The sequence below is a fragment of the Streptomyces sp. ATCC 21386 genome, assembly GCF_018728545.1.
GTDB lineage: Bacteria > Actinomycetota > Actinomycetes > Streptomycetales > Streptomycetaceae > Streptomyces.
This window is the reverse complement of the sequence record NZ_JAAVVL010000001.1, coordinates 1,280,982-1,293,554: the sequence shown is the minus strand read 5'-3', so window position 1 is coordinate 1,293,554 and position 12,573 is coordinate 1,280,982. Positions and strand designations below refer to the sequence as shown.

The following is a 12,573-nucleotide window of genomic DNA, read 5'->3' as shown; positions in this document are numbered from 1 at the left end:
TGCGCCGCTTGAGCGGGTGAGAGCTCGGGGACTTCTGTCAGTGGGGAACTGCGGGACCGTTGTGGCTGGTCGCGCAGTTCCCCGCGCACCTTACGGGGCGTCGTCCTCGGGCTCCTCCTCGTCGGAACCGTCGTCGAAGTAGGCGTCGAGGACCTCGTCGATCTGCTTCTCCCAGGCCGCGTGCTCCGACTTGGCCTTGGCCTCGATCTCCAGGAAGTACCAGCGGCGGTCGGGGGTGTGGACCGTGATGGTGAAACGCTTGCCGAAGCGGGGGGACTCCGTCTCGATCGCGCCGATCTCGTCCCAGGTGAAGTCACACTCCTGGTCGTCCAGACGCAGCCGTACGCCACTGGCGTCCGCGATGATCTTCGCGCGGCGGTCGGCGGCCTCGAAGACGGGGCCGTCCGGTGCGGCCTCGCCGGCGGCGCCCTCGGCTTCGTCGTCCTCTTCGGCTGCGGCCTCGGCCTCGGCTTCGGCCGAGGGCTTCCCGGACGTGGACGGCTCGTCCCGGGCCGGGGCAGCCTCGTCCGCCTCACCGGTCTCCGCCGGTTCGGCGGACTCCGTCGGCTTGATGTCCTCCGGCTCCTCCTGCTTCTCCTTCTTCACGGACACCGGGGCCGTGAGTCCGGGGATGTGCGACGGGTCGACCGCGGCGGCGGCCAGGGGCTGGTTGTTCGAACCGATACGCTGCTCCACAGCGGGCAGTATGGTCGACGACCCTGTGTCGGGGACAGTCGGGCCAGGCATATGTCCGTATCTGGGTTTCACAGCGTTCAGCGAAATTCTTGCGAGGAACCCCGGGCCTTTACGTCTGGGAGGAATCGCATCGTGTGTGGGGGCGACGCGGAGCGTCGCAGAGTCGGGAGTTGGGGCGCGGAGCGCCCGCAGGACTGTCTGGCGAAGCCGGGGCGCTGTCGAACGTGCGGCCGGTGGGTCGCTGCATGGCGGGGCAGGTGTGCGGAAGCGGTCTGTATGTGCGGGCGGCTGTGTAGGTTCGGGTGGCATGAAGCTGGTGGTGCAGGTCAAGCTGTTGCCGACACCCGATACAGGCGGCGGCGCTTGAGGCGACCCTGCACGCCTGCAACGAGGCGGCGTCCTGGGTGTCCGAGGTGGCATTCGCCAAGGATGTGAAGCGGAACTTCGCGCTGCGGGCAGATCGCCGACCGGACCGTCTCCCTCTGGACGTTGTCGGGGAGGGTGAAGGGGGTGGCGTTCACCGTCTCTCCGGAGCAGCTGGCCCGGCTGGCCCTGTACCGCAAGGGCGAGTCCGACCTGCTGTACCGGGACGGCATGTCGTTCCTGAACGCCACCTGCGAGATCCCCGAAGCCGAACCGAACGCGGATCCGGACGGTTTCCTCGGCATCGACCTGGGGATCGTGAACATCGCCACCACCTCGGACGGTCAGATCATGGCCGGACGCGACCTCAACCGGGACGGCTGCGCGAACGCACGCTACGCACCAAGCCGCAGAAGAAGAACACCCCGTCCGCCCGGCGTCGGCTGAAGAGCCGAATGCGGCCATATCGACAGAGCGAACCGGGTCTCCCAGGCCTGGTTCGCGTGCCGGTCCTGCGGATTCGTTGATCACGCGGATCGCAACGGCTCCCGCAACATCCGCGCCCGCGCGGAAGAGTTGTGGCGACGCGGGGCGCAGTCAACCGCCCCAGACCCACCCCCGAGATCCGGGGGCGGGACCGGACGCAAGCGCAGCACCACAGCCAGTGGCGCCCGCTGTGCAAGCCCGGGACTTTAGCCCCCGGTCGTTGACACGAACACGCTCAATACCGCCGCTACCGCGAAACCCGCCAGCGACAGCACCGTCTCCAGGACCGTCCAGGTCCTGAGGGTGTCGCGTTCGCTGATGCCGAAGTACTTGGCGACGATCCAGAAGCCGCCGTCGTTGACGTGCGAGGCGAAGATCGAGCCCGCCGAGATGGCCATGATGACCAGGGCGACGAAGGCCTGGGAGTGGTCGCCCCCGGCGAGGAGGGGCGCGACGATGCCGGCCGTGGTCACGATCGCCACCGTCGCCGAGCCCTGGGCGACCCTGAGCACCACCGAGAGCAGGTAGGACAGGACGATCACGGGCAGGCCCACGTCGTTGAACGTGTCCGACAGTGCCTGCGCCACGCCGCTCGCCTTCAGCACGGCGCCGAAGACGCCGCCCGCGCCGACCACCAGCAGGATGTTGCCGACCGGCTTGAGGGAGGACGTCGACACCGTCTCCAGCGACTTGCGGGACCAGCCGCGGCGGATGCCGAGCAGGTAATACGCGAGGAGCAGGGCGATCGTCAGCGCGACGAAGGGGTTGCCGAAGAACTCGATCACCGAGCGGAGCGTGGAGGGGTCCAGGGCGATCGAGGAGAACGTCGCGGCGAGGATGAGGAGGAGGGGTGTGCCGATGATGAGGAAGACCGTGGTGAGCGGGACCGGGTGCTCCGTGGGCACCACGCCCGCCGCGCGCTGTTCGTCGATCACCGCCTGACGGGACTCCTCGGCGGCCTCGACCATGTCCTGGGGTACGGGGACGAAGATACGGCGGCCGATCCACGCGGAGAACGCCCAGGCGGCCAGTACGGCGGGGATGCCGCAGACGAGGCCCATCAGGATGACCCAGCCGAGGTCCACGTGGAGGAGGCCCGCGGCTGCCACCGGGCCCGGGTGCGGGGGCAGGAAGGCGTGGGTCATCGACAGGCCGGCGAGCAGCGGGAGGCAGTAGAGCAGGATCGACTTGCCCGAGCGCTTGGCGGCGGCGTAGACGATCGGGGCGAGGACGAAGATGCCGACGTCGAAGAAGACCGGGATGCCGAAGATCAGGCCGGTCAGGCCCATCGCCAGCGGGGCGCGTTTCTCGCCGAAGAGGTTCAGGAGGCGGGAGGCCAACACTTCGGCACCGCCGCTGACTTCGAGGATCGCGCCGAGCATCGTGCCCAGGCCGATGATGATCGCGACGTGGCCGAGGATGCCGCCCATGCCGGACTCGATGGTCGAGACGGCGTCGCTTCGCTGGACGGTGCCGAAGAGTTCGGTGACGGAGAGTCCCGCGGCGAGGCCGACGGCTATGGAGACGGCGAGGAGGGCGACGAAGGGCTGGAGTCTGGTCCTGATGATGAGGAAGAGGAGGAGGGCTATGCCGAGGGCGGCGACGGTGAGGAGGCCGGCCGTGCCGTCCATGAGGAGGAGCAGGCCGCCGGTGTGTGGGGGTGTTTCGGGCATGGGGGTCCTCTGGGTGGGGGTCCTCTGGATGGGAGCCCACTGGGTGGGGGCATGCGGATTCTGGGCAGGGGGGATCGCAAGAGAGGCCGGGTGCGGGTTGTGTGGGGTTGCTCGCGCAGTTCCCCGCGCCCCTGCAGGGCCTTGCGGCCCTTCGGGCGCGGGGGCGGGACTCAGGCGTCCAGGACCGCCAGTGCGTCGATCTCGATCAGGAGGCCCGCCGGGAGGCCGACGTAGACCGTCGTACGGGCGGCCGGGGCCGTGGTGAAGTGCTGGGCGAAGTACTCGTTGTAGATCGCGTTCATCTCGGCGAAGTGGTCCACGTCCGTGAGGTAGACGCGGATCATCATCACGTCGTCCCAGGTGGCGCCGCCCTCTTCCAGGATCGCCCGGACGTTGGCGAGGGTCTGGAGGGTCTGTTCGCGCAGGGTGGGGCCGGCGGGGGTGGGGGGCTCGCCCTCGACGGCGGGGAGGAAGCCGACCTGGCCCGCGACCTGGAGGATGTTGCCCTTCCGGACACCGTGGGAGAACTTCGCGGGGGGTGCGGTGTGGGTCTTCGGGGTGAGGGCGATCTTGTCGGTCATCGGGGATCCTTGTCCGTCATACGGGGGCTGACGTGGGGGTTCTGCCGGAGTACTCGCTGCTGATCGCGTCCGCGGTGCGGCGGACCAGCGGGAGCAGGGTGAGGAGTTCGTCGGCGGTGACGACGACGTTGGGCGCCGAGACCGACATCGCGGCGACGACCCGGCCGTCGGTGCCCCGGATGGGCGCGGCGACGCAGTTGATGGACTCCTCGTGGCCGCCGAGGTCGGTGGCCCAGCCCTGTTCGCGGACCCGCGCCAACTCCTTGAGGAAGGCGGGGGCGTTGGGGGTCGAACGGGACGTGTACAGGGGGTAGTCGAGCTTCTCCGCGAGGGCTCGGCGCTCGGCCTCGGAAAGGTCGGCGAGGCACAGCTTGGCGACGGCGGCGACCGTGATGGCGACCGGCTTGCCGATCCGCGAGTACATCCGGACCGGGTAGCGGCTCTCCACCTTGTCGATGTAGAGGACCTCGTTCTCCTCGTGGACGGCGAGGTGGACGGTGTGGCCGCACTGCTCGTTGAGGCGTACCAGGTGGGGGTGGGCGATCTCGCGGATGTCGAGGTTCTCCACGGCCTCCTGGGCGAGGGCGAAGAGACGGGCGCCGAGGCGGTAGCGCTGGTCGGACTGGCGGTAGACCAGGCCGTGTTCGTGGAGGGTGCGCAGGAGGCGCAGGGCCGTGGACTTGTGGACGCCCAGGCGGTCGGCGACCTGGCCGAGGTCGGCGGGGCCTTCGGCGAGCAGCGGCAGGATGCTCAGCGCGCGGTCGACGGTCTGGCTCATGGGGTGTGTCCCTCCTCCTCGGCCCGGTCCGGTACGTCAGTCCAGCCGGGGGCGAGTCGAAGTCTCCCCCACGCGTCGTCGTCCAGGGCGGCGAGGCGGTCGGCGTGGCCCCGCCGGGGTGGGGTGGCGAGGTCGCCCGGGGCGGTGAGGGCGGCGGCGGCCATGAGGTGCCCGTGCCGGAGGCGGTCGCGGGCGGGGAGCCCGCGGAGCGTGGCGGAGAGGAACCCGGCGGCGAAGGCGTCACCGGCCCCGACCGCCGCGGCGACACGGACCGCGGGGGCGGGGACGAAAGCGGTCGTGTCCGTGGGTGGCCGGGTGCGCGCCGTCGTGGGCTCGCCCTCGGAAGGGACTGGGTCGGGGGCGCGCCGGGGGGTCTCCGTCCTCGGTCCGGCGGGCGCCGTCGGGTGGGGTTGTGCTCGGTGGTGGACGTCGGCCGCTGCGGGCGGACACCCCCCGGCACGCCCCCTTCCGTCCGCGCGCGGCTGATCCTCCGGTGAGGGCGTGCGTGCGAACAGGGTGGCTCCGTGGGCTCCCTGTTTCACCACCAGGGTGGAGGGCTCCGGGAGGAGGGCGCGGATGGCGGTGGGGCCGCCCGTGACGCCCCACGCTTCCTCCGCCTCGTCCTCACCGACGAACACGAGGTCGGCGCCGCGTGCCAGTTCGAGCAGGACGTGGGGGCCGTCGGTGTCGCGCCACAGGCCTGGGCGGTGGTTGACGTCGAAGGAGACCACGGGGTGGTGGGCGGGGCGCGGGGCCGTCAGGGCGCGGAGCAGGCGCAGGCAGTCGTCGGAGAGGGCCGCCGTGATGCCGGAGAGGTGCAGGACGCGACCGGCGCGCAGGGCGGTGAGGGCCACCGTCCGCGTCGACATCGCCGAGGCGGCCGAACCGGCGCGGTAGTAGGCGACTTCGTGGGCGCCCGTGGCGCGGTCGCCGGCCGTGCGGAAGTACACGCCCGTGGGCCGTACCGGGTCGCGCCGCACGGACGACACGTCGACGCCGTAGGAGCCGATCTCCTGCACCAGGTGGTCGCCGAAGCCGTCCGCTCCGACCCGGCTGACCCAGCGCGCCGTGTGGCCCGCGGCGGCCAGCATGCAGGCCACGTTGGACTCCGCTCCGCCGATGGCCCGGTCGAAGGAGGGCACGTCGGCGAGGCGCCCGGGGCGGGTGGGCAGGAAGGTGACCATGGACTCGCCGAGCGCGACGACATCGACGACGTCGGGAGCGGCGGCGTCGGGGGTGCGGAGTCCGTCGGCGGTCACGATGGTGAGGGCTCCTCGTCGCGTCGACGGGCCCCGGGGCGGGGCGGCACCGTTGACCCGGCGCTGGCTGGGATATTAGATAGCCGTGAGCGTCATACGCAATGGGTGTTGCATCTGCTGCAACGCAACTGGTCAGGGAGGTCCCGTGGGTGTCGAGAGTGGCGAAGTGACGGGCCGGCTGGCGCGGGAGCGCGTCGACCAACGCTTCAAGGGCCTTCCGCCGGACGCCGACGGCCTGACGGTGGCCGAGCTGACCGCGCAGCGCCGGAACCTGTTCACGGGCGGCTTCACCACCCCGGTGCTCGCCCTCTCCGCCGAGCGCCTGGAGCACAACCTGGCGCTGATGGAGGCGTACTCCGCGCGCCACGGCCTCGCCTTCGCCCCGCACGGCAAGACGTCCATGGCGCCACGGCTCTTCTGGCGGCAGATCGAGCACGGCGCCTGGGGCATCACCCTCGCCGTGCCCCACCAGGTGCGTGTGGCCCGAGAGTTCGGCATCGAGCGGGTCTTCCTGGCCAACGAACTCGTCGACCGAGCCGCCCTGCGCTGGATCGCCGACGAGCTGACGGCCGACCCGGACTTCCGGTTCGTCTGCTACGTGGACTCGGTGCGTGGCGTGGAGCTGATGGACGCGGCGCTACGGGGCCCCGCGCGCCCGGCGCGTCCCGTGGACGTCGTCGTGGAGCTGGGCGCCGGCGAGGGCGCGCGGACCGGTGTGCGCACGGAGGCCGAGTGCGCGGTGGTCGCGGACGCGGTGGCCGGGGCGGACACGCTGCGGCTGGTCGGGGTCGCCGGGTACGAGGGCGAGGTACCGGACGCGAACCCGGAGCGGGTGGCGGCGTGGCTGCGCCGGCTCACCGCGCTGGCCGTCGACTTCGACAAGGCGGGGCGGTTCGCGGGCCTGGACGAGGTGATCGTCAGTGCGGGCGGCAGCGCCTGGTTCGACACGGTGGCCGAGGTCTTCGCCGAGCTGCCCGACCTGTCCGTGCCCGTGCTGAAGTTGCTGCGGTCCGGCGCGTACGTCTCGCACGACGCCGGGCACTACCGCCGGATCACCCCCTTCAACCGGATCCCCGAGGAGGGCGCCCTGGAGCCGGCCTTCCGGCTCTGGGCCCAGGTCGTCTCCCGCCCCACCCCCGAGCAGGCCTTCGTCAACGCGGGCAAGCGCGACGCCGCGTACGACCTCGATCTGCCGTCGGCGGAAGTGGTGCGGGACGCGGGGACGGGCGCGGTCCGCGAGGCCGCCGGGATCACGGTGACGGGTCTGTCGGACCAGCACGCGTGGCTGCGCACGGAGTCCGGCGCGGAGCTGGAGGTCGGTGACTGGGTGGGACTGGGGCTGTCGCATCCGTGCACGTCGTTCGACAAGTGGAAGCTGATTCCGGTGGTGGAGGCGGACGGGACCGTGACGGACTACGTCCGCACGTATTTCTGACCCCGGCCGCTTCCGGCTCCGGCCGCCGAGCCCTGAAAGGTGCCCCGCATGGACGAACGGGTAGCGCGCATGGACGAACTGGTCTTCCGTGACGCCGAGGTCGTGGACGGCTCCGGCGACGCGTCCTACCGCGCCGACGTGGTCGTGGCGGGCGGCCGGATCACGTCGATCGTCAAGGAGGCGGCCGCGGCGGGGTGCCAACGGCCGCGGGCACGGCGGGAGATCGACGCCGAGGGCCTTGTCCTCGCCCCCGGCTTCATCGACATGCACGCCCACAGCGACCTGGCGCTGCTGCGGGACCCCGAGCACACCGCGAAGGCCGCCCAGGGGGTGACCCTGGAGGTCATAGGCCAGGACGGGCTGTCGTACGCGCCCGTCGACGACCGCACCCTGGAGGAGGTCCGCCGCGCGATCACCGGCTGGAACGGGTACGGCGAGGACATCGACTTCACCTGGCGCTCGGTCGGCGCGTACCTGGACCGGCTCGACCACGGCTTCGGGGGCGAGGGGATCGCCGTGAACGCCGCGTACCTCGTGCCGCAGGGGACGGTCCGGATGCTCGCCGTGGGCTGGGAGGACCGGGAGGCGACGCCCGAAGAGCTCAACCGCATGCGGGAGTTGGTGGCGGCGGGGCTCAGGGAGGGCGCGGTCGGGATGTCGTCGGGGCTCACGTACACCCCCGGCATGTACGCGAAGGACGCCGAACTCACCGAGCTGTGCCGGGTGGTGGCGTCGTACGGCGGCTACTACTGTCCGCACCACCGCTCGTACGGGGCGGGCGCGCTCCAGGCGTACGAGGAGATGGTCACCCTGACCCGAGAGGCCGGCTGCGCCCTGCACCTGGCCCACGCCACCATGAACTTCGGTGTGAACGAGGGGCGGGCGCCGGAGCTCCTCGCGCTGCTGGACAAGGCGCTCGCGACCGGCGCGGACATCTCCCTCGACACCTATCCCTACACCCCCGGCTGCACGACCCTCGTCGCGATGCTGCCGAGCTGGGCGAGCGAGGGCGGCCCCGAGGCGATCCTGGCGCGGCTGGCGGACGACGACACGGCCGGGCGCATCCGGCACCACATGGAGGTCCTCGGCTCGGACGGCTGCCACGGCGTCCCCATCGAGTGGGACACCATCGAGATCTCGGGCGTCACCGACCCGGCGCTGTCGTCGTACGTCGGCCGGACGATCGCGCGGTCGGCCGGTGCGCGCGGCGAGGAGCCCTGGGTGACCGCCCGGCGGCTGCTGGTCGAGGACCGGCTCGGTTCCACGATCCTGCAGCACGTCGGGCACGAGGAGAACGTACGGGCCATCATGCGCCACCGCGTGCACACCGGCGGCTCCGACGGCATCCTGCGCGGGGACAAGCCGCATCCGCGCGCGTACGGGACGTTCCCCCACTATCTCGGCCGGTACGTGAGGGAGTTGGGCGTCCTCTCCCTGGAGGAGTGCGTCGCCCATCTCACCTCACGCCCCGCCGCGCGGCTGCGCCTCGCGGACCGGGGACTCGTCCGCGAGGGGTACCGCGCCGACCTGGTCCTGTTCGATCCGGCGACCGTGGCCGCAGGATCGACCTACGAGGCCCCCCGCACGCTGCCCACCGGCATCCCGTACGTCCTGATCGACGGCCGCTTCGTCATCGAGGACGGCCGACGGACGGACGTCCTGGCGGGCGGGTCGGTTCGGCGGGCCGTCTGACGGGGTGATCGGCGTCCCGCGCCCCCTCGGGGGCGCGGGGAACTGCGCGAGAAGCCCCACCGACCCTCGGCCGAGCAACGGCCGATGAGGCAACGGCGGTCTCGACGGGCCCCGAGCGGAGCACTACGGCTTGGGGAGCACGCAGCCCGCGGCCGAGAGGTCGAGCTTGTTGTCCACGCCGAAGCAGGCGGGGACGTGCCAGGTCTGCTGGGCGTAGTTGATGCCCCGGCGGACGGTCACGGTGCCGTTCGCGTCGACCTCGCAGGGGTTGTTGACGGTGCAGCGCTCGCCGCTCTCGTTGCCCGTGTTGTTGACGCCGACGACCTTGTTGGTGGCGACGTCGAGGACCGGGGAGCCGGAGGTGCCGCCGATGGTGTTGCAGGCGGAGGTGTAACGGATGGAGTCCTTCCAGGTCCAGTCACCCTCCTTCAGGCGGTAAGCGAACCCGTCGACGTCGCAGCTGTAGATCCGCTTCCAGTACCCGGAGACGACGCTGATGTCGGTGCCGGCCGCCGGGCGGGCGGTGTCGTAGACGAGCGCGTCGATGCCGTACGTGCTCTTGATCTGCGCGTACGTGGTGGTGAGCTGGTACACCGCCATGTCCGTGTCGGTCATCGTGCCGTACGCGATCTTGCTGGCGCGCAGGGTGCCGACGCGGGTGCCGGCGGAGTTGAGCAGGCCGAAGGTACGGGTGGAGGACTGGTCGACGATGACCTGTCCGGGGGTCGGGAAGCCGCCCTCCAGACAGTGGCCGTTGGTCATCACCAGCGCCGGGTCGTTGTCCTCGGAGTCGGGCATCCGGACGACGGAGCCGGAACAGTTGCTGAGCGAGACGGTGCCGGCGAAGTTGACGGCCCGGGCCGCCGGGGCGGGGCCCGCGAGGCCGGCAACGGTCTTGTTCGCCGTGTCGACGACATCGCCGACCACGGACTTCACGGCTGCGTCCGCCGACTTCCCGGGTACCGCCGGTTCGGGCGCCGCGACCGCCGGTGCCGCGCCCGCCCCGGTGATCACCAGGGCGAACAGCGAGGCAACGAGAGGCTTTCTCATGTGGGGGTCCCCTCACTACAGCTATATGGCTGCGTGGTGGCAGAAGATCTTCCGGCCACCGCAGTTTGTCATGCGCATTGTGAGGGCGATGTGGAGGACGAGCAAGGAGTTGGTTCCGGCCGCGTGATCTTCGGCCAGGGGGTGGGGGGTTGGGGCCGGGGCCGGCCGGTGGGGACCACCGACGACGAACGGCGGTCGACCGGCGCGAGCAGAGCGGGAAAGCTCGGCGGCAGAGGGCGACCGGCGAAGAGAGATGCACGGGAACAGGGCGGCCGAAGGAGGCGAGGGCCGACCAGTCGCAGACCGGCGGAGGCCTCACCAGCAGACGTCGGTGTGCCGGTGGGGGCGTACGTGTTCCCCGGGTGATCCGGGGCCGGGCCGACAAGTGCGCGTTCGCCGCCTGGCCGACGGTCGGCGGTCGGCGGTGGCGGTCGGCGGTGGCGGTCGGGTCGGCGGTGGCGGTCGGCGGTCGGCGGTGGCAGTCGGCGGTGGCGGCCCCTGGTTACCTGGGGTCCTTCGTCGCGCCCTGGCCTCGCCCGCCGGCCGGCCGCGCCCGCCGCCCGACCCCGTCCCCCACGGCCTCCGGCCCGCCCGTCCCGGCGTACGCCCCGTCGTCGTCCGCCCCCGGGCTCCCCGGCGCGTGCGGCGCGGGGTCTTCGTAGGGCGCGCCCTCCCCGTGCGGCGCACCACCGCCGTACGCCAGGCCCTCCTCGTACGAGACCCCCTCCCCGTACGACGCGCCCTCCGCGTACGGCGTACCACCGGTCGCGCCCGGTGCCGTGCCGCCCCCGGCTCCCCCGCGTATCTCACCCGGGAGGGCGTCGGCGAGCGGCACGATCTCCAGGCCGTCCAGCTGGATCGTGTCGTCGTAGGCGTTCTGCCAGCCGTGGGCCGTCGCCGGGTCCGCGAAGACCTCGTACGCGGGCGTGGAGCGGGGGTCGCCGACGGGGAGGTACACGTTCGGCGGTGTCCCGGTGTCGGCCTCGTTCCGGTCCGGTCCGTGCGCGCTGTCCACGCCGCCCACCCCATTCATCGCGTTCCACTGCCTTCGTCTCGCGCTTCGTCGTCGTGAGCCGCACGCCCAGGCGTCATGGGCCGAACGCCCAGGTCCACGGGCGTACGGCCAGGTGCCGTGCGGTCGGCGGCCGTGCGGTGGGGGGTCGGCCGGACCTGCTCGCGGATTGTAGAGAGGAGGGCGCCGCGGGAACAGCGGCGGGGCATTTCGGGGTATTGCACCCGTCCCACGTGGTGGAAAACACGGCCCGCAACGCGTTACCGGGCCGTAAGCTCACGGACATGCAGGTGATCCAGTCGACCAAGCTCGCCAACGTCTGTTACGAGATCCGGGGCCCGGTGCTCGAGGAGGCGATGCGGCTTGAGGCGGCGGGGCATCGGATCCTCAAGCTGAACACGGGCAACCCGGCGGCGTTCGGCTTCGAGTGCCCGCCCGAGATCCTGGAGGACATCCTCCGGAACGTGTCCAGTGCCCACGGGTACGGCGACGCCAAGGGCCTGCTCGCGGCGCGCCGGGCCGTGGTCATGCACAACCAGACCCTCGGCATCGAGACGGACGTCGAGCACGTCTTCATCGGCAACGGCGTCTCCGAGCTGATCGTGATGGCCATGCAGGGCCTCCTCGACGACGGCGACGAGGTCCTCGTACCGTCCCCGGACTATCCGCTGTGGACGGCGGCGGTCTCCCTGTCCGGCGGTACGGCCGTGCACTACCGCTGCGACGAGCAGTCCGACTGGATGCCGGACCTCGCGGATGTCGAGCGGAAGGTCACCGACCGCACCAAGGCGATCGTCATCATCAACCCGAACAACCCGACGGGCGCGGTGTACGACGAGGCGATGCTGCGCGGCCTGACGGACATCGCCCGCCGCCACAACCTGCTGGTCTGCTCGGACGAGATCTACGACAAGATCCTCTACGACGGCGCCACGCACACCCCGACGGCCTCGGTCGCCCCCGACCTGCTGACCCTCACCTTCAACGGCATGTCGAAGGCTTACCGAGTGGCCGGCTACCGGGTGGGCTGGATGTCGATCTCCGGGCCACGCGCGCACGCCGACTCCTACATCGAGGGTCTGACGATCCTCGCGAACATGCGGCTGTGCGCGAACATGCCGGGGCAGCACGGCGTGGTCGCCGCGCTCAGCGGGCGGCAGACGATCAATGACCTGGTGCTGCCGGGCGGGCGACTGAAGGAGCAGCGGGACGTCGCGTACGAGTTGCTCACGCAGATCCCGGGCGTCTCGTGCGTGAAGCCGAAGGGGGCGCTGTATCTGTTCCCGCGCCTCGATCCGAACGTCTTCAAGATCAAGGACGACCGGCGGATGGTCCTCGACCTGCTCCGCCAGGAAAAGATCATGGTCGTGCAGGGCACCGGCTTCAACTGGGCCGAGCCCGACCACTTCCGGGTCGTGACGCTGCCGACGGTGGGTGACCTGCGGTCCGCGATCACCCGGATCGGGAACTTCCTGGACGGGTACGGGCAGGCCTGACACCACGCGCCGAGGACGGCGAGCAGGGACTTCCAGCGCTTTCGGACGCCGC

10 protein-coding genes and 1 pseudogene are annotated in these 12,573 nt (G+C 71.4%); 4 read left to right on the top strand and 7 right to left on the bottom strand.

The features are described 5' to 3' along the window. Nucleotides 1-90 precede the first annotated feature (90 nt). Nucleotides 91-696 (bottom strand): hypothetical protein, encoded by a 606-nt coding sequence (locus GWK25_RS05685; protein ID WP_308404176.1) that lies wholly within the window; start codon nt 694-696, stop codon nt 91-93. A 307-nt stretch (nt 697-1,003) separates the two neighbouring features. On the opposite strand from GWK25_RS05685, the pseudogene GWK25_RS44685 reads away from it, so the two are divergent. Continuing rightward, nucleotides 1,004-1,755: pseudogene (locus tag GWK25_RS44685) on the top strand (zinc ribbon domain-containing protein). On the opposite strand, the gene GWK25_RS05675 reads toward GWK25_RS44685, so the two are convergent. The 4 genes from GWK25_RS05675 to GWK25_RS05660 form a co-directional block, all read right to left on the bottom strand. Next, on the bottom strand, nt 1,752-3,218 hold the full coding sequence (locus GWK25_RS05675) for a GntP family permease (RefSeq protein WP_215448765.1): 1,467 nt from the start codon (nt 3,216-3,218) through the stop codon (nt 1,752-1,754). The pseudogene GWK25_RS44685 and the gene GWK25_RS05675 overlap by 4 nt on opposite strands. 170 nt (nt 3,219-3,388) lie before the next feature. Further along, a complete protein-coding gene (locus tag GWK25_RS05670) occupies nt 3,389-3,799 on the bottom strand; it encodes a RidA family protein (RefSeq protein ID WP_215448764.1) in 411 nt (136 codons plus the stop codon). A gap of 16 nt (nt 3,800-3,815) precedes the next feature. Beyond that, nucleotides 3,816-4,577 carry an IclR family transcriptional regulator gene (locus GWK25_RS05665; protein WP_215448763.1) on the bottom strand — a complete coding sequence of 254 codons (762 nt, stop codon included), beginning with the start codon at nt 4,575-4,577 and terminating at the stop codon, nt 3,816-3,818. Next, entirely contained in the window at nt 4,574-5,836 is a 1,263-nt protein-coding gene (locus GWK25_RS05660) for a sugar kinase (protein WP_308404174.1), read from the bottom strand. The genes GWK25_RS05665 and GWK25_RS05660 overlap by 4 nt, the downstream gene beginning before the upstream one ends. A 145-nt stretch (nt 5,837-5,981) precedes the next feature. Here GWK25_RS05660 and GWK25_RS05655 point away from each other — a divergent pair, with 145 nt between their 5' ends. Beyond that, nucleotides 5,982-7,271 carry an amino acid deaminase gene (locus GWK25_RS05655; RefSeq protein ID WP_215448762.1) on the top strand — a complete coding sequence of 430 codons (1,290 nt, stop codon included), beginning with the start codon at nt 5,982-5,984 and terminating at the stop codon, nt 7,269-7,271. A gap of 69 nt (nt 7,272-7,340) precedes the next feature. Continuing rightward, nucleotides 7,341-8,963, top strand: coding sequence for an amidohydrolase family protein (locus tag GWK25_RS05650; protein ID WP_215457219.1), 1,623 nt, complete (start codon nt 7,341-7,343; stop codon nt 8,961-8,963). Nucleotides 8,964-9,086: 123 nt separating this feature from the next. Here GWK25_RS05650 and GWK25_RS05645 read toward each other — a convergent pair whose 3' ends face one another. Both GWK25_RS05645 and GWK25_RS05640 read right to left on the bottom strand, forming a co-directional pair. Beyond that, the gene (locus GWK25_RS05645) at nt 9,087-10,013 is read right to left on the bottom strand and encodes a serine protease (RefSeq protein ID WP_215448761.1); all 927 of its coding nucleotides are present in this window, start codon (nt 10,011-10,013) and stop codon (nt 9,087-9,089) included. A 502-nt stretch (nt 10,014-10,515) separates the two neighbouring features. Continuing rightward, complete coding sequence (locus tag GWK25_RS05640) at nt 10,516-11,028, bottom strand: hypothetical protein (RefSeq protein WP_215448760.1); 513 nt, start codon at nt 11,026-11,028, stop codon at nt 10,516-10,518. Nucleotides 11,029-11,309: 281 nt separating this feature from the next. Here GWK25_RS05640 and GWK25_RS05635 point away from each other — a divergent pair, with 281 nt between their 5' ends. Continuing rightward, complete coding sequence (locus tag GWK25_RS05635; RefSeq protein WP_215448759.1) at nt 11,310-12,521, top strand: pyridoxal phosphate-dependent aminotransferase; 1,212 nt, start codon at nt 11,310-11,312, stop codon at nt 12,519-12,521. The last annotated feature ends 52 nt before the right edge of the window (nt 12,522-12,573 follow it).